This is a genomic window from Arthrobacter ginkgonis (assembly GCF_039540195.1).
GTDB classification, from domain to species: Bacteria; Actinomycetota; Actinomycetes; order Actinomycetales; family Micrococcaceae; genus Zafaria; species Zafaria ginkgonis.
On record NZ_BAABEO010000019.1, the window covers coordinates 380,528 to 397,912 of the forward strand.

13 protein-coding genes are annotated in these 17,385 nt (G+C 73.2%); 1 reads left to right on the top strand and 12 read right to left on the bottom strand.

The window, feature by feature from the left end:
• Positions 1 to 75 precede the first annotated feature (75 nt).
• From holA to glpK, 6 genes are all read right to left on the bottom strand, one after another.
• On the bottom strand, positions 76 to 1,113 hold the full coding sequence (holA, locus tag ABD912_RS14850) for a DNA polymerase III subunit delta (protein WP_345151884.1): 1,038 nt from the start codon (positions 1,111 to 1,113) through the stop codon (positions 76 to 78).
• A 77-nt stretch (positions 1,114 to 1,190) separates the two neighbouring features.
• Positions 1,191 to 3,737 (bottom strand): ComEC/Rec2 family competence protein, encoded by a 2,547-nt coding sequence (locus tag ABD912_RS14855; protein WP_345151886.1) that lies wholly within the window; start codon positions 3,735 to 3,737, stop codon positions 1,191 to 1,193.
• Between the two features lie 41 nt (positions 3,738 to 3,778).
• Positions 3,779 to 4,666 carry a ComEA family DNA-binding protein gene (locus ABD912_RS14860; protein WP_345151887.1) on the bottom strand — a complete coding sequence of 296 codons (888 nt, stop codon included), beginning with the start codon at positions 4,664 to 4,666 and terminating at the stop codon, positions 3,779 to 3,781.
• 91 nt (positions 4,667 to 4,757) lie between these two features.
• Positions 4,758 to 5,996: a DegV family protein gene (locus tag ABD912_RS14865; RefSeq protein ID WP_345151889.1), complete on the bottom strand. Its 1,239-nt coding sequence runs from the start codon at positions 5,994 to 5,996 to the stop codon at positions 4,758 to 4,760.
• 12 nt (positions 5,997 to 6,008) lie between these two features.
• Positions 6,009 to 8,507 (bottom strand): leucine--tRNA ligase, encoded by a 2,499-nt coding sequence (gene leuS / locus ABD912_RS14870; RefSeq protein ID WP_345151891.1) that lies wholly within the window; start codon positions 8,505 to 8,507, stop codon positions 6,009 to 6,011.
• Positions 8,508 to 8,767: 260 nt separating this feature from the next.
• Entirely contained in the window at positions 8,768 to 10,291 is a 1,524-nt protein-coding gene (gene glpK / locus ABD912_RS14875; RefSeq protein ID WP_345151893.1) for a glycerol kinase GlpK, read from the bottom strand.
• A 220-nt stretch (positions 10,292 to 10,511) separates the two neighbouring features.
• Here glpK and ABD912_RS14880 point away from each other — a divergent pair, with 220 nt between their 5' ends.
• Positions 10,512 to 11,393, top strand: coding sequence for an alpha/beta fold hydrolase (locus ABD912_RS14880; protein ID WP_345151894.1), 882 nt, complete (start codon positions 10,512 to 10,514; stop codon positions 11,391 to 11,393).
• Positions 11,394 to 11,457: 64 nt separating this feature from the next.
• On the opposite strand, the gene ABD912_RS14885 is transcribed toward ABD912_RS14880, so the two are convergent.
• The 6 genes from ABD912_RS14885 to mihF all read right to left on the bottom strand — a co-directional run bounded on the left by ABD912_RS14885 (position 11,458) and on the right by mihF (position 17,315).
• On the bottom strand, positions 11,458 to 13,551 hold the full coding sequence (locus ABD912_RS14885) for a primosomal protein N' (protein WP_345151896.1): 2,094 nt from the start codon (positions 13,549 to 13,551) through the stop codon (positions 11,458 to 11,460).
• Positions 13,552 to 13,576: 25 nt separating this feature from the next.
• Complete coding sequence (gene metK, locus ABD912_RS14890) at positions 13,577 to 14,782, bottom strand: methionine adenosyltransferase (protein ID WP_345151899.1); 1,206 nt, start codon at positions 14,780 to 14,782, stop codon at positions 13,577 to 13,579.
• Between the two features lie 9 nt (positions 14,783 to 14,791).
• Positions 14,792 to 16,042, bottom strand: a complete 1,251-nt coding sequence (gene coaBC, locus ABD912_RS14895; protein ID WP_345151900.1) for a bifunctional phosphopantothenoylcysteine decarboxylase/phosphopantothenate--cysteine ligase CoaBC — start codon at positions 16,040 to 16,042, stop codon at positions 14,792 to 14,794.
• Positions 16,043 to 16,051: 9 nt separating this feature from the next.
• Positions 16,052 to 16,315, bottom strand: a complete 264-nt coding sequence (rpoZ, locus tag ABD912_RS14900; protein ID WP_345151902.1) for a DNA-directed RNA polymerase subunit omega — start codon at positions 16,313 to 16,315, stop codon at positions 16,052 to 16,054.
• A 67-nt stretch (positions 16,316 to 16,382) separates the two neighbouring features.
• Entirely contained in the window at positions 16,383 to 16,961 is a 579-nt protein-coding gene (gene gmk / locus ABD912_RS14905; protein WP_345151905.1) for a guanylate kinase, read from the bottom strand.
• 21 nt (positions 16,962 to 16,982) lie between these two features.
• Positions 16,983 to 17,315 carry an integration host factor, actinobacterial type gene (gene mihF / locus ABD912_RS14910; protein WP_345151906.1) on the bottom strand — a complete coding sequence of 111 codons (333 nt, stop codon included), beginning with the start codon at positions 17,313 to 17,315 and terminating at the stop codon, positions 16,983 to 16,985.
• Between the last annotated feature and the right edge of the window lie 70 nt (positions 17,316 to 17,385).

Genomic DNA, 17,385 nt, shown 5'->3' on the forward strand with positions numbered 1-17,385 from the left:
GAGGGCCGCTCCGGGACATCCCGGGGCGGCCCTCGCTTTTGTGTGCCGGCCTATGGTGCTCGTGCCGGGGCGGCCTCAGCGGCGGGCGGCCAGGGCTATCCCGGCCACGGCCCGCTCGACGGCGTATTCGGGGTCGCGGGAGGCGCCCTTGACCATGGCATCGGCCTCGGCGACCAGACGCAGGCACTTCACGAGTTCGTCCTGGGTCCAGTACTGGGCCTGTTCCTGCGCCTGCTGGACCTGCCAGGGGGCCATGCCCAGTTCCTTGGCCAGCTGGCCGGAAGACTTGCGCTGGCCGGCGACCTTCGCCACCTGGCGCAGCTTCATGGCCAGCGCGGCGACGATCGGGACCGGGTCGGTGCCGGTGGCCAGGGCGTGGCGCAGGGTGCTGAGCGCGGTTTCGGCACGGCCGGACAGCGCGGCGTCGGCGACCTTGAACCCGGTGGCCTCGACGCGGCCGCCGTAGTACCGGTCGACGGTGTCCTGGTCGATCTCGCCGCTGGTGTCGGTGACCAGCTGGGAGCAGGCGGCAGCGAGCTCGGCGAGGTCGGAGCCGACGGCGGCCACCAGCGCCCGCGCGGCCTCGGGAAGGATCCTGCGGCGGGAGCCGCGGAACTCCTGGGCAACGAAGTCGAGCTTCTCGGAGTCCTTCTTCAGGGGCTGGCAGTCCACCACGGTGGCCCCTGCCTCGCGCAGCCGGTCCAGCAGCTTCTTGCCGCGGTTGCCGCCCGAGTGGTGCAGCACCACCACCACGTCCCCGGCGGGGGCGGTGGCGTAGGCCAGGGCGTCCTCGAGGAAATCCTCGTTCATGGTGGCCAGGGCACGGACCTCGATGACCTTCGCCTCGCCGAACAGCGAGGGGCTGGCGGCCAGCAGGAGTTCGCCGCGCTGGTAGGTGGAGGCGTCGAAGCGAGTGACCTCGACGGCGTCCTCGCGCTCCTTGACCTTGCCGCGGACGAGTTCGAACACGCGGCCGGCGACATACTCCTCGGGGCCCTGCAGAAGCACCAGCGGGGCCGGGTCAACGGTCCGCCAGGCGTGTGGGGAACCGGGCTTGCCTGCGGCCGCCTTGCCTGTGCCGGGCTTGCCCGCCGCCGTCCTGCCTGCCGCCATTGTCCTCCGCCTTTCACCGACATTGCTGCCCCTGCATCCTACCGCCACGCCCTGTCACTGAGCCCGAAGAGGCACCGCTACCCTCCCGCGCCCTCCAGCCGGGCGGTCACGAGCGCGTTCCCTTCCCGCCTGAGCACCACGGCCCCGCCCGTGTCCGTGCGGAAGACAGCGGCCCCCGCTGCCTCGAGCGCGGCCAGGGTTTCCGGGGCGGGATGGCCGTAGCGGTTCCCGGCGCCGACGCCGACCAGGGCGGCCCGCGGGTCCGCGGCGCCGATGACCGCAGTGCCGCCGTTGCGGGCCCCGTGGTGGCTGACCTTGAGGATGTCAGCGCGCAGGTCGGCGCCGGTGCGCAGCAGCTCGTCCATCGCCGCCTCCTCGATGTCCCCGGGGGCCAGCAGCGTCAGGGGACGACCGGCCGCCGTCCCGTCGGCGCCGATCCGGTACCTCACCACCAGCGAGGCGTCGTTCTCCGTCGGAGCCGGGGCACCTGCCAGCGGCCACAGCACCTCCCACTGCACCGGACCGGCGGATCCGCGTTCGCCCGCGAAGGCCCTGCGCGCCTGGACCGTCGCGGGCAGCCGTCCCGAAAGCTCCGCGCCCTCGACCCCGGGCCGATCCTCCGTTCGGGCATCCGGCGTCCCGCCCGGCGCGGCGGCCGCCGTGGAATAAAGCACCTGTTGCACCTCCCGCCCGGTGAAGACCCCCTCCGTCCCGCCGATGTGGTCCGCGTGCAGGTGCGTGAGCATCAGGACGTCGACCACCTCCACTCCCAGAACGTCCAGGCAGGTCCGCACCGGTTCGGGGTCCGGTCCCGTGTCGATGACGATCGCGTGCCCGTGGCCGGTGCGCAGGGCCAACGCATCGCCCTGCCCCACGTCGCAGAGGGCCACCTCCCAGTCCGGGGGATCCCGCCCCACCAGCGCGGTGGCCGGCACCAGGATGCCTGCGGTGACGGCCGCGGCGAAGGCTGCCAGCAGAGCCGCCGTCCGCCGTTCCGGTATGCCGCCGGGCGCCCGGGCCATCCATACGGCGGCAAGCAGGGCCGCGGCGACCAGGACCGCCGCCGCCGTTCCGGCCGGGCCTTCGGCCCAGGACAGGTGTGCGTGCGGCAGCGAGGCGAACCAGCGGCCCACCCCGCCCACCAGTGCCGCGGGCAGCCCCGCCACCCACACCAGCGCCGTTGTCAGGGCCCCGGCACCGGGAAGGAACGCGAGCCCCAACGCCGCCGTCCCGGCGATGGTGGCCACCGGCACCAGGGGCGCCACGGCCAGGTTCGCCGGCACCGCGTACGCGGCGACGTCCGTGGTGAAGGTCAGCAGCACCGGCAGGCAGAACGCTTGGGCGGACACCGTGATGGCCGTGCCGTCGGCGAGCCAGCCCGGAAGGACGCGGTGCAGCACCACCGCCAAGGGGCGCCCCAGCAGGGCTATTCCGGCGGTCGCGGCGACGGAAAGCCGGAAGGCCGCCTCGCCCGCGTACCAGGGATCCCAGGCCAACAGGCCCACCACGCAGGCGCACAGCGCGGCGAACGCCTGCCGGCCGCGTCCGGCGTACACGGCCACGGCGGACACCGCCCCCATCGCCGCCGCCCGCACAACGCTCGGCTCCGGGTGCACCACCGCGACGAATCCGGCCAGCGCCGCCAGGCACAGCAGCAGGGTGGCGGTCCGGCCCAACCGGCAGGCGCGGCCTGCCCCGAGCACCGTTCCCAGGACGAGCGCGCAGTTGGCCCCGCTCACCGCGGTCAGGTGGGCCAGCCCGGCCCGGGTCATCGCGGCCTCAAGGTCGGCGTCCTGCCCGCGACGGTCCCCCATGACCATGCCGGGCAGAAGCGCCGGCCCGTCTCCCGGCAGCCTCCGGGCGGCCTGCGCGAAGTCCTCCCGCGCGCGGTCGACGGCTCCTTCCGCTGCGGGCACCACGGTCGGCGGACTGCGCAAACCCACCCACGCCGCTTCCCGACGCCCCGCGGCCACCGGAGACAGTCGTCCCAAGGCCTCCAAGGTGTCCCCCCTCCCCACGGCCGCTTCCTCAGCCGTCGCATCGCCGGCATCCACCCCGGCACCCTGTCCGGCACCGCCCGCATCCGTGTCCAGGGACTCCGGCCACGAGACCGTCACCCTGGAGCGCACGGACACCCAGGCTCCGGAGACTGCCACGGCCTGGAGCTGCCCCTCCGCGACCCATTCCACACCGCGACTTTCCCCGGCCGCCGGGCCATTGCCGTGGGGCACCGGACCGTAGCCGCCGGGCGCGGGGCGGGTCTCCGGTTCCCCGGTCAGGACGATCCTGACCCGAGCCGTCTCGCGGGCCTCCACCATGGCTGCCCAGCGCGGTTCCGCACCTGCGCTGCCTTGGCCGCCTGCACCCTGGATGGCGACCGACGCGGCCACCACGGCCGCCCCGGCTGCCGCCAGCGCCACGGGCGCCCACCCCCGCTGCCACCATGCCACCAGGCCCCTGCCGCTGCGCAGGTTCCACGCCATCAGCGCCAGCAGGAGGCACCCGGCAACTGCACCCAAGGCAGCCTGCGCCGTGGGGATCCTCACCATCAGTGCCGCGGAGCCCCACGCGCCGGCCGCGGCCCAGACCCCGCGCAGATCCACCACCCCCGGATCGGCTTCCACCCGATCCGGTTCCGGCTTCCGGCTCCCGCGGTCAGGCCGCCTCATCCGAAGGACACCATGCTCTCCAGCCGGGCCAGGACGCCCGGTCCGATCCCGCTGACCGCATCCAACTCGGCCAGGGAGCCGAAGGGCCCGTTGCGCTGCCTGAATTCGATGATCCGCTCCGCCAGCGCCGGTCCGATCCCCGGCAGCCGCTGGAGTTCCTCGGAGGTGGCGGTGTTGACGTTGACGGTGCCGGTGGCAGCCCCTCCTCCACCGGGCGCGGTCCCGGCACCACTACCGTCATTGCCCGGATTGCTGCCGGCCGGAGGTACGGGTTCGCCCTGCTCCGGAATGTACAGCTGCTGCCCGTCCGTCAGGGGCGAGGCCAGGTTCACTGCTCCGGCATCGGCATCGCGGGTCAGGCCGCCCGCGGCATCGACTGCCTCGTGGGCGCGGGTCCCCGCGGGAAGTTCGTAGACCCCCGGGCGCTTGACCGCCCCGGCCACATGGACGACCACGTCCGCCGCGGAGGCCTCCACCGGTGCGCCGCCGCTGTCCTTCTGCCCAGCGGGGCCCTCCTGCCTGTTGCTCCCGTCCTGCAGGGCGGGCCGGTCCTGCGCGGCCACCCCGTCCGGGGTGGATCCGTCCGTGGCTGAAGCTCCCGCGCCCGTTCCGGGCTGTGTCCCATCAGGCTGTGCCTCACCCGTCCGGGCTGCATCGGTTGAATCCGGCTGGGGGTGTCCCTGGTCGGTCCGTTCCAGTTCGATCCGCCCCAGCTCCTCCCCGGCACGGGCCGGCGGATGGAAGAGGAGGCTGGCGCTGATCCAGGCCAGCGCCGCGAACAGGACGCACAGCGTTGCGGCGCGGCCTGCGCCCAGGCGGACCCTGCTGCGGGGCGCGCCGGGGCCGGTGGCACGGGTGCGAAGCTCCCATCGGTGGCGGACCATCCACCCACCGTAGGACCGGGCACCGGCCCGGCGGGGGCCACCGGGGGCCGAGGTGGAGAGGGCAATCGTGCCCGGGGTCTGTGGAGGGCGCCTAGTCCTGTCGCGGGGCCGGCGTGCCTCCCGGTGCCGCGCCGGGCATGTCATCCGGCACGGCATCCGGCACGGCATCCGGCGTCGTGGTCGGCGCCGCGACCGGGGCGTTCCCCGCGGGATCGGACAGGGGGGCCTCCTGCGCCCTCTCCCACGGGAAGCCGCCGCGGGACGGGCGGACGGCTGCCGCACCGCCGGGCAGCGGACCGCCCAGAGGAACGGACGGCTGAGCGGCAGGCGGCTGCGGGGCGGCGGGAAGCGGAGCGGTGGGCACCGGCGCGACGGCCACTGCCAGTACGCCGGCCCCGGTATGGGCGGCCAGCACGGCCGGCAGCGCCTCGCACAGCACGGGCGCCACCGAGGACCCCGCGAGTTCGTGGACCAGTTCCCGGGCCTCGTCCTCGTTGCCGAAGTACTGCACCGCGATCCGCGCCCCGCCCGGCGCCGCGGCGGCGGCCTCCCGACCCAGGACCACCAGGCGTGCCAGCGCCCGCGGCAGGGTCCGGACCTTCTCGGCGACCGTGATCTGCCCGCCGGCCACCATAAGCAGGGGCTTCACGGCCAGCCAGGTGCCCAGGACCGAAGCCGCGGCACCGATCCGGCCGCCCTTGCGCAGCTGCTCCAGGCTGGGAACGGCGAAGAGGATGGTGTTCTCCCGGGCCCGGGCGGCGAGGGCGGCGACCTGTTCCCCGGTGGCTCCCGCCGCCGCGGCCTCGACCGCGTCCATCACGGCGAAGCCCTGGGCGAGCCCCACCGTGGAGGTGTCCACCACGTGCACCGGCACCGGGCTCTCCGCGGCGGCCAGCCGGGCGGCCTCGACCGTCCCGGACAGCTCCGCGGAGAGGTGGATGGAGACGATCTCGTGCGCACCGGCCGCAGCCAGCTCGCGGTAGGAGCGCAGGAACAGGCCAGGGGCCGGCCGGGAGGTCTGCACGCGCCGGCCCATGGCCAGGGCCAGCGCCAGTTCCGTTTCGACGTCGTCCAGGCCCTCGGTGTAGATCTGCCCGTCGATCATTACCGGCATGGCCACCACCCGCAGCGCCTCCGAGTGCGCCGCGCACCACTCGTGGGGAACCGCGGCCGCGGAGTCGGTCACCACCGCGACGCGCTGGACGGGCGCGCGCCCGCCCCTGCGCGGAACCCTGGCACCGGGTTCGCGGAGCAGTCCCGTCAGGCGCTCCAGCCAGCCCGGCGGGCGGATGGCCTTGCCGGGCTGGCTGGTGCCTTCGGGAAGCTCCACGGGTGGGTCCGCCTACGCCGGGACGATGTTCACGAGCTTCGGCGCCCGGACGATCACCGTGCGCAGCCCGCGGCCGTCAAGCGCCCGCTGGACAGGCTCGGAGGCCAGCGCCAGCTCGCGCAGCGCCTCCTCGGTGATGTCCGCCGGCACGTCCAGGCGGTCGCGGACCTTGCCCTGGACCTGCACGACGGCGACGACCGTGTCCTGGACCAGCAGGGCCGGATCCACCGCGGGCCACCCGGCGTTGGCGACCGCGGGCTCGTGGCCGAGCAGGGACCACATGTCCTCGGCGGTGTACGGGGCGAACAGGCTCAGCACCACCGCGGTGGCCTCCACGGCCTCGCGCACCGCCGGGTCAGCCGCGCCGGCACCGGAGTCGATCGCCTTGCGGGTGGCGTTCACCAGTTCCATCAGCTTGGCCACCACCACGTTGAACTTGCCCGAATCCAGCAGCTCGGCACAGTCGGACACCGTGCGGTGGGTAATGGCGCGCAGCGCCCTGTCCCCGGCCGCCGGGTCCGCGCCGGCCTCGCTGGCCACGTCCCCGGCCAGGCGCCAGGCACGGGCGAGGAACTTGCCCGAACCCGACGGGGAGACGTCCGCCCAGTCGACGTCGTCCTCCGGCGGGGAGGCGAAGACCATGGTCAGGCGCACCGCGTCGACGCCGAATTTGTCCAGCTGCTCGCCCAGGTCCACGCCGTTGCCCAGCGACTTGCTCATCGCCTTGCCTCCGTTGAGCACCTGGCCCTGGTTCAGCAGCGCGCTGAACGGCTCGGTGAACGGCACCAGGCCCAGGTCGTGGACCACCTTGGTGAAGAACCGCGAATACAGCAGGTGCAGGATGGCGTGCTCGACGCCCCCGACGTACTGGCCCACCGGCATCCAGCGGGCAGCGGCCTCCGGATCGAACGGCCCCTCGGTGTACTGCGGGGACACGAAGCGCAGGAAGTACCAGGAGGAGTCCACGAAGGTGTCCATGGTGTCGGTGTCCCGCTTGGCGGCGCCGCCGCACTGCGGGCAGGGCACGTTGACCCAGTCCGCGGCAGCGGCCAGCGGGGAGGTGCCCTTGGGAGCCAACTGCTCCCCGCGCAGGTTGTCCGGCAGGCGCACCGGCAGCTGCTCGTCCGGGACCGGGACCTCGCCGCACTCGGCGCAGTGGATGATCGGGATCGGGGTGCCCCAGAACCGCTGGCGGGAGAGCAGCCAGTCGCGCAGGCGGAAGTTCACGGTGTGCTCGCCGGTGCCGGCGGCCTCGACGATCTCGATGGCGCGGGCGATGCCCTCGGCCTTGCTCAGGCCGTCCAGCTCGCCGGAGTTGATCAGGGTGCCTTCGCCGGTGGTGGCGATGCCGGTGACGGCCGGATCCTCCTCGCCGGTGTCCAGCACCGCGCGCACGGGCAGGTCGAACTTCTTGGCGAAGTCCAGGTCCCGCTGGTCGTGGGCGGGCACGGCCATGATGGCGCCGGTGCCGTAGTCGGCCAGCACGTAGTCGGCGGCCCAGACGGGCAGCTTCGCGCCGTTGAGCGGGTTGATGGCGTAGCGGCCCGTGAAGACGCCGGTCTTCTCCCGCTCGGTGGACTGGCGCTCGATCTCCGACAGCGCCTTGACCTGCTCCTGGTAGGCCTCCAGCTCGGCCCGGTGGGCCCCGGTGACCAGTTCCCCGGCCAGGTCGGCATCCGCGGCAACCACGAAGAACGTGGCCCCGTGCAGGGTGTCCGGGCGGGTGGTGAACACGGTGACCTTGTGCTCGGGACGATCCCCGGCGGCCTCGACCACGAAGTCCACGTGGGCGCCCTCGGAGCGGCCGATCCAGTTCTTCTGCATGGCCAGCACGCGCTCGGGCCAATGGCCCTTCAGCTGCTCCATGTCCTCGAGCAGGCGGTCGGCGTACTCGGTGATCTTGAAGTACCACTGGTTCAGCGACTTCTTGGTCACCGCGGTGCCGCAGCGCTCGCAGGCGCCGTTGACGACCTGCTCGTTGGCCAGCACGGTCTGGTCCTTCGGGCACCAGTTCACCGGGTGGTCCTTGCGGTAGGCCAGCCCCTTCTCGTAGAAACGGGTGAACAGCCACTGGGTCCAGCGGTAGTACTCCGGGTCGGAGGTGTGCAGGCGGCGGGACCAGTCGGCGCTGATCGCGTAGCGCTTGAAGGAGGCGGCCTGGGTGTCGATGTTCGTGTAGGTCCACTCGGCCGGGTGCGCGTTGCGCTTGATCGCGGCGTTCTCCGCGGGCAGGCCGAAGGAATCCCAGCCGATCGGGTGCATCACGTCATAGCCCAGCTGGCGCCAGTACCGGGCCACGACGTCGCCCATCGCGAACGCCTCGGCGTGGCCCATGTGCAGGTCGCCGGAGGGGTACGGGAACATGTCCAGCACGTAGCGGCGCTCGGCGGAGCCGTCGTCCTTCGGCGTGAAGACGCCGAGTTCCTCCCACACGGGTGCCCACTTCGCTTCCAGGTCCTGGAAGCGGTACGTCGATCCGCCGGTTTCGGTGCCGGTTGGCTGGGTGCTCACTGTGTGCTTCGCCTTCTCCTTGTGCGGCCGTCCCGATCGGGGCGGCCGTTCCGTATCCTGCCTGCCGTGCCGCCGGGACCTGTCCTGCCCGGAACATGCAAAAGCCCCTTGGCATGCAAGGGGCGGCCACGCGTTTCGAACGCGCGGCTAGCGTAGAAGCAGGGTCGTCTCCATGCGGCCAGTCTACAACAGCGCCCGCGCTCGCCGGCGAAGGACCGGACGCCGCCGTGGAGCCCGCCGCGGGCGTCAAGGCGGCGGCCCTACGCGTCGTCGAGCCAGCCGAAGGTGCGCCGCACGGCCGATCCCCACCGGCGCAGCAGCGCCGCCCGGCTGCCGGCGTCCAGGTCCGGTACGAACCGGCGTTCCTCGTGCCAGGTGTGCCCCAGCTCCTCCAGGGAGGACCAGTTGCCCACGGCGAGGCCGGCCGCGAAGGCCGCGCCCAGCGCCGTCGTCTCCGTGACGGCCGGGCGCACCACGTCGATGCCCAGCAGGTCCGCCTGGAACTGCATCAGCGCGTCGTTCACGGCCATGCCGCCGTCCACCCGCAGCTCGGTGAGCGGGCGGGAGCAGTCCGCGGCCGCGGCCGCGACCACCTCGGCGACCTGGAAGGCGGTGGCCTCCAGCGCCGCGCGGGCCAGGTGCGCCCGGGTGGCGTAGCGGGTCAGCCCGAAGACGGCGCCGCGCGCCTCCGGCCGCCAGTGCGGGGCGAAGAGTCCGGAGAAGGCGGGCACGAAGTACACCCCGCCGTTGTCCTCCACCGACGCGGCCAGCTCCTCCACCTCGGCGGAGGTGGAGATGATGCCAAGGTTGTCGCGCAGCCACTGCACCAGCGACCCGGCCACCGCGATCGACCCCTCCAGGCCGTACACCGGGTCCTGGCCGGCCAGCCGGTAGGCGACGGTGGTGAGCAGCCCGTTGGTGGAGAACACCGGCTCGGTTCCGGTGACCATGTTCATGAAGCAGCCCGTGCCGTAGGTGTTCTTGGCCGCCCCGGGGGCGAACACCGTCTGCCCGAAGGTGGCCGCCTGCTGGTCGCCCAGGATCCCGGCCACCGGCACTCCGGCAAGGACCTCCCCGACCACCGGCTCCGTGGCGGCGATCGTGCCGTAGACCTCCGCCGAGGCCGCAATGCGCGGCAGCATGGCCGCGGGGATCCCGAACGCCTCCAGCAGTTCCGGGGACCATTCCAGCGTGCGCAGGTCCATCAGCAGCGTGCGCGAGGCGTTGGTGGCGTCGGTGGCGTGCACTCCCCCCTCCAGCCCGCCGGTGAGGTTCCACAGCATCCAGCTGTCCGTGGTGCCGAAGGCCAGGTGGCCGGCCTCGGCGTCGGCCCGGGCGCCGGGCACGTTGTCCAGGATCCAGGCGATCTTGGTGGCGGAAAAGTAGGTGGCCAGCGGCAGCCCGGTGGCGGCGCGGAAGGGGCCGGTGCCGCCGTCGGCCGCCAGCGCGTCCACGGCCGGCTGGGTACGGGTGTCCTGCCACACGATGGCCCGGTGCACGGGCTCGCCGGTGCGGCGGTCCCACACCACCGTGGTCTCGCGCTGGTTGGTAAGCCCGACGGCGGCGATGTCCCCGCGGCCCAGCCCGGACCCGGAGAGGGCCCGGGCCACGACCAGGCGCACGTTGTCGCGGATCTCGGCGGCATCGTGCTCCACCCAGCCCGGGTGCGGGAAGTACTGGTGGTGTTCGCGCTGGGCCGCCGCCACGATCTGCCCGGCACCATCGACGACGACCGCCCGGGTGGAAGTGGTCCCCTGATCGATGGCGAGTACGTAGCGGCGCATTCCCCGAAGCTATCGGCCGCCCACCGGACCGTCAACGCGGCCCCGGTAGCGCCTGTCGGGCTCCCCGTTCGCGGCCTGCCCCACACGTTTCGCGCGCGGGGACCCCTGGCCGCTCTCTTGGCTCGCTGCGCTCGCCGTGGGCCCCTCGCCCTCTAGCGCCTATCGGGCTCCCCCGCCTCGCTGCGCTCGCCGTGGGCCCCTCGCCCTCTAGGCTGGATGCATGAGTTCTGAGCTGCCGGTTGCCGGCACCCGTCCGGCAACGATCGCCGATCACCTGATCGAGGGCGCGCGGGTGCGCTGCTGGACCTACCCGGCGGCCGGCACGCCGAAGTCGACCATCCTGATGGTCCACGGGTTCCGCGGGGACCGGCACGGGCTGGCCCGGATCGTGGACGCCCTGCCCGGACACACCGTGGTGGTCCCGGACCTGCCCGGGTTCGGGGAATCGGAGCCCTTCCCGGCCCTGCCCCATTCGACCGCCTCCTACGGACTGGTGCTGGGGACGCTGCGCCGGGAACTGGACCTGCCGGAGGACGCGGTGCTGCTGGGGCATTCCTTCGGCTCCATCGTGGCCTCCCACTACCTCGCCGCCCACCCCGGGGACTTCGCCCGGCTGGTGCTGGTGAACCCGATCAGCGAGCCCGCGCTGGAGGGCCCCAAGGCGGTCATGTCCAGGCTCGCCGCCGGCTACTACGCGCTGGCCCGGGCCCTGCCCGAACGGCCCGGGCTGGCCGTGCTGCGCAGCAGGCTCGTGGCGGACACGATGAGCGCGGTGATGTCCAAGACCAGGGATCCCCAGGTCCGGGCCTACGTCTTCGACCAGCACCGGCGCTACTTCGGGGGCTTCAGCAACCGCCGCATGCTCGAGGAGGCCTTCAACGCCTCGATCGGCGGCCACGTGCGCCAGGTCGCCGCACAGATCGGCGCGCCCACGCTGCTGATTGCCGGGGAACTGGACGAGATCGGCTCGGTGGCCTCGCAGCGCTCGCTGGCCGCCCTGTTCCCGGACGCGACGCTGCGGGTGATCCCCGGCGTCGGGCACCTGGTCCACTACGAGACCCCCGCCGAGGCCGCCGGCATGGTCGAGGAGTTCCTGGCCTAGCGCTAAGCGCGGGGCAGGCCCTTTCGTGTCGACTTCGTCGCCCGTTCGCGGCCTGCCCCGCGCGCTACAGGACGTCCTCGGGATCGACCCGGACGTGGACCACGGGTTCGCGGGCAGCACTGGAGACCGCCTTGCGCCGGCGCAGTTCGGCCGTGACGGAGGCTCCGGCCGCGTAGCCGAAGAACAGCAGCCAGCGGTGCCCGTCCTCCTCCAGGACCGGCCCGTTCACGCGCACGCCCTCGGGCAGGGCGAGTCCCTCGACGAACCTGTCCGCGGCCTCGGCCGGTCCGGTAAGGACGGCCGTGCGCACCGCCGGGGGAAGCCCGAGCTCGCGCCGCAGCGCCAGTTCCCGGTCCGCGTACGCGGCGGGGTCCCAGCGCACCAGGGCGCGCAGCGGGTCCGACTCCTGCGCGGCAACCACCACCGTGCCCCCGTCCCGGGAGGGCCGGGCCAGCGCCGCGGCCGACATCCACCGGTGCAGCACCTCCTCCCCCGTGCGCAGGCCGTCGCGGGCCAGCATGCGGTCACCGTCCAGCAGCAGCACGGCCGCGTAGCCGCCCTCCGCCACCGGTTCGGCGCCGGGGGTCGCCACCACCAGTGCCGGACGGTTCGGAACGCTGTCCCGCGGGCTGGCTCCGGTGGCGCTGACCACCGGAACCTTCGGGAAGGCCCGCCCGAGCTCCTCGGCGGTGCGGTCGGCGCCGATCGTGCTGGCGCGCAGCCGGGTGCCGCCGCAGGCCGCGCAGGACCAGCCCGGGACGTGCTCCCCGCACCACCGGCAGTCCGGGGCGGAGTGCGCGTCGCGGTACCCCAGCGGGCCGGTGCACCGGGGGCAGCGGGCGGGTTCGCCGCAGCGCTGGCAGCGCAGCGCCGGCACGAATCCGGTGCGCGCGACCTGGACCAGCACCGGTCCCTTCGCCAGCGCGTCGGCGGCGGCCTGCCACGCCACCCGGGGCAGCCGGGCCGCGTGCAGCAGCGGGTCGCGCTCCTGTTCGAAGGAGTCCGAGCTGGCCACCACCCGCGGCGCGGCGGCGCGCAGCACCGGCCGCGGCGGGGCCAGCTCGGCGGCCCACCCGGTCAGGACCAGCCGCTGGGCCTCGGCGCTGCGGCCGTGGGCGAGCACCAGCAGCCCGGCGCCGCTGTGGTTGGCGCGCAGCAGCAGGGTTTCGCGCGCGTGCTGGTAGGGGGCGCGCGGTTCGGCGTGGCTGGAGTCGTGGTCCTCCCAGATCACGAACAGGCCGGGGTCGTGCACGGGCGCGAACGCCGCGTTGCGGGTGCCCACGGCCAGGCGGACCGTGCCGCGGGAGACGCGCAGGAAGCTGCGGTACCGCGGCGTGGCTCCGTCGTCGGCGTTCAGCCGCGCGTAGGTGCCCTCGCCGAAGGCCTCGTCCAGGGCGGCGCAGAGGCGGTTGAGGTCACGGGCGTCGGGGACCACGACGACGGCTCCGCGCCCCGAGCGCAGGCACGCTCCCACCGCCTCCGCCACCAGGGCGGGCCAGCCGCCGGGCTGGTTGGGCAGCACGGAAGCCACGGCCCGGGGGGACGCCCCGGCGGCGAGGGCCGCGGCGAAGGCCGCACCGCCGTCGTACGCGCCCAGCAGCAGCGGCTCGGGGCCGGGCGACACCGGCACCGGGTCCGCGCCCGGCTCCCGCTCCACGCGGGCCATGCGCGGGGGGATGGCGCTGCGCAGCACGTCGGACACGGTGCCGGCGTAGCGGACGGCGATCGCCTCGCACAGGGCCAGCACGTCCGGGCGCAGGACGCGCTCGGCGGAGACGATGGTGCGCAGCGGCTGCAGGCGCACGCCGGGCTCGGAGCCGCTGCGGCGCTCCACGATGAAGCCGGGGAGCTCCTGCCCGCCGAACCGGACCTTGACGCGCACCCCGGGCAGGGCGGTGGCCGCCAGGTCCCGCGGGACGAGGTAGTCGAAGGGCCGGTCCAGGTGCGGCACCGGGGATTCCAGCATGACGCGGGCCACCGGATCCGTCTCCGCGGCATCGGCCGGGAGCCCGGCGGACCCGCCCGCACCCAGGCCGGGCACGTCCAAGCCAGGCAGGGCCAGGCCAGGCAGGTCCAGCGCGGGCGGCTCCAGGCCGGGCAGGGCCGGACCGGGCTGGCCGTCCTCCCCCGGGATCAGGGGCTGCCGGTTCGGGTCCACCGGATCCTCCCCCCTGTTGCGTGCCCTAGAAGTTGACGAAGCTGCGCAGGGCCTCGACGCGGTTGGTCAGCTCCCAGGTGAACTCGGGCTCCTCGCGGCCGAAGTGCCCGTGCGCGGCGGTGCGCTGGTAGATCGGGCGCTTGAGGTCCAGGTCCTCGATGATGCCCAGCGGACGCAGGTCGAACACGTCCTCGATGGCGCGGGAGATCAGGCGCGGATCCACCGTCTCGGTGCCGAAGGTCTCCACGTACAGGCCCACCGGGCGGGCGACGCCGATCGCGTAGGCCACCTGCACCTCGACGCGGCGGGCCAGGCCCGCGGCGACGACGTTCTTGGCGACCCAGCGCATCGCGTACGCCGCGGAGCGGTCCACCTTGGAGGGGTCCTTGCCGGAGAAGGCGCCGCCGCCGTGGCGGGCGAAGCCGCCGTAGGTGTCGACGATGATCTTGCGGCCGGTCAGGCCGGCGTCGCCCACGGGCCCGCCGATGATGAACGGGCCGGAAGGGTTGAGGATGACGCGGGTGGCGGAGGTGTCCAGGTCCGTGGTGGCCAGCACCGGCTTGACGACCTCCTCCCAGAGGGCGTCCTTCAGGTCGGCCAGGGAGAGCCCCTCGGCGTGCTGGGAGGAGACGACGACGGTGTTCACGGACACCGGCTTGTCCCCGTCGTAGCCCACGGTGACCTGGGTCTTCCCGTCCGGGCGCAGCAGCGGCTCGACGCCGGTCTTGCGCGCCTCGGTGAGGCGCTCGGAGAGCCGGTGGGCCAGGTGGATCGGGGTCGGCATGAACACGTCGGTCTCGTCGGAGGCGTAGCCGAACATCAGGCCCTGGTCGCCGGCGCCCTGCAGGTCGCGCGCGTCGGTCTGGATGCCCTCGCGGGCCTCGAGGGAGTTGAAGACCCCGTCGGAGATTTCCTGGGACTGCTGGCCGATGGAGATCGACACGCCGCAGCGGGCGCCGTCGAAGCCGTTGGCGGAGGAGTCGTAGCCGATGCCCAGGATGGTGTCGCGGACGATCTGCGGGATTTCGACGTAGGCGTCGGTGGTGACTTCGCCGGCCACGTGCACCAGTCCGGTGGTGGTGAGGGTCTCCACCGCCACGCGCGAATCGGGGTCCTTGTCCAGCAGGGCGTCGAGGATGGCGTCGCTGATCTGGTCGCAGATCTTGTCCGGGTGGCCCTCGGTCACCGATTCGGACGTGAACAGGCGCAGGGAAGAGTTCTCAGAAGTCACCGGGACAGTTTACCGGCTCAGCGACTCCGCGATCACCGCGACGACACCTGAGGCAACCTCGTCCTTGGTGCCCGAAAACGTGCGCGGGGCCGAGCCGTCCGCGGCGAGCACCGTGACGTCGTTGCTGTCGGCGCCGAAGACCAGGTCCTCCCCGACCTGGTTGACCACCAGCAGTTCGCAGCCCTTGGAAGCCAGCTTGCGCGCGGCGTGGTCCAGGACGCTTGAGGTGGCGTCTCCGGTCTCCGCGGCGAAGCCGACGATCAGCGCCGGCAGCCGGGTCCCGGCGCCCTCGGCGGTGCGCCGGGCGACGGCCTCGGCCAGGATGTCGGGGTTGCGGACCAGCGTGATGACCGGGTCCTGGCCGTCCTCGCGCTTCTTGATTTTCGCGTCCGCGTAGTCGGCCGGGCGGAAGTCGGCCACGGCCGCCGCCATCACCAGCACGTCGGCGCCGTCGGAGGCGGAGAGCACGGCGTCGCGCAGCTGGAGCGCGGTGGAGGCGGTGCGCACCTCGACGCCGGCGGGAACGGGGGTTTCCAGGTGGGCTGCCACGAAGCGCACGGTGGCGCCGGCGGCCAGGGCCGCCCGGGCGATCGCCGCGCCCTGCTTGCCGGAGGAGCGGTTGCCGAGGAAGCGCACCGGATCCAGCGGTTCGCGGGTGCCGCCGGCGCTGACGACGACGGTGCGTCCGGCCAGGGGACGGGATGCCGGGCCCCGGGGCGCCTCGGACCGCAGGAGCGGGGACAGGGCGGCGAAGAGTTCGGCCGGTTCGGGGAGCCGGCCCGGGCCGGAGTCCTTCCCGGTGAGTCGGCCGACGGCCGGGTCGATCACCAGCGCGCCGCGGGCCCGCAGGGTGGCGACGTTGGCCTGCGTTGCGGGGTGCTCCCACATTTCGGTGTGCATCGCCGGGGCGAAGACGACCGGAGCGCGGGAGGCAAGCAGGGTGTTGGTGAGCAGGTCGTTGGCCAGCCCGGCGGCGGCCCGGCCGAGCACGTCGGCGGTCGCCGGGGCCACCACCACGAGGTCGGCCTCCTGGCCGAGCCGCACGTGGTTCACGGTGTCGACGGCGTCGAAGACGTCGGCGGTGACGGGGCGCCCGGAGAGGGCCTCCCACGTCGCCTTGCCGACGAAGTCGAGGGCCGCGCGGGTGGGCACGACGTCGACGTGGTGGCCCGCCTCCTTGAACAGCCGCAGCAGCGACGCCACCTTGTAGGCCGCGATGCCGCCGCCGACACCAAGGACAATGCGCCGCTGCTGTGCCATCGGGGGGTGCTACTCCGCAGGTTCGGTGATCGGGGTGACCTCGAGCAGGCCCGTGTTGATCTCGCGCAGGGCGATCGACAGGGGCTTCTCGTTCAGCTTGGTGTCGACAAGCGGGCCCACGTACTCGAACAGGCCCTCGTGCAGCTGGGCGTAGTAGGCGTTGATCTGGCGTGCGCGCTTGGCGGAGTTGATCACCAGGGCGTACTTGGAGTCGGTGGTCTTCAGCAGATCGTCGATCGGCGGGTTGATGATGCCCTCAAGGTTCGTGGACACGAAGCCTCCAAAATATTCTGTGAGTGGGTCGATGGTGCCGGCCGGTCCCGGGTTCCGGCGCGCGGTTTCAGTGCGCGTGCGGCTCCAGGCCCATCAGGGAAACCAGTTCGTCCGCGGCACGCCGGATGTCGTCGTTCACGATGGTGACGTCGAATTCCGGTTCCGCGGCGAGTTCCAGTTTAGCGGTTTCCAGGCGGCGCTGCTGTTCCTCCGCGCTTTCGGTGCCGCGGCCGACCAGCCGGCGCACCAATTCGTCCCACGAGGGGGGCGCCAGGAAGACGAACTTGGCCTCCGGCATGGACTCCTTCACCTGGCGGGCGCCCTGCAGGTCGATCTCCAGCAGGACGTGCCGCCCGGAGGCGGCTGCCTCCTCCACCTTGGAGCGGATGGTCCCGTAGCTGTTTCGCCCGTGGACGACGGCCCACTCCAGCATCTGGCCCTCCTCGACGAGCCGAGCGAAGGCGTCGGGGCCAACGAAGTAGTAGTGCACCCCGTCCATTTCGCCGGGCCGGGGATCGCGCGTGGTGGCCGAGACCGAGAGCCACACCTCCGGGTAGTTGTCCCGGATATAGGTTGAAATCGTTCCCTTGCCGACCGCGGTGGGGCCGGCAAGGACGGTCACGGTGGGGTGGCTCTTGGCCGTCATCTTGTCCTTCGTGTGGATCTTTCAGTGTTTGGCGGGCGGGGTGGCCGTGAAATGCTCCACCAGCGCCTGCTGCTGCTTGCGGCCGAGGCCGCGCAGCCTGCGGCTCGGGGAGATCCCGAGCCGCTCCATCAGTGCAGCGGCACGGATCTGCCCGACGCCGGGAACGGCCTCGAGCAGGTCTGCGACGCGGAGGCGGCCGACGGCTTCGTCGTCCGGGACCAGCTCGAGCAGTTCCGTGATGCCGAGGCGCCCGGAACCGAACGCCTCCTTGACTTCGGCCCTGCGGGTGCGGGCCTGAAGGGCCTTGGCCCGGGCCTTGGCCCGGTCCTCATCTGACAGCGACTTCAAAACCATCCTCGCACTCCCCGTTGACTAGCGCATCGATGTTCAGGCGGGTACGCCTGCACCGAACCTAGCGAACCGG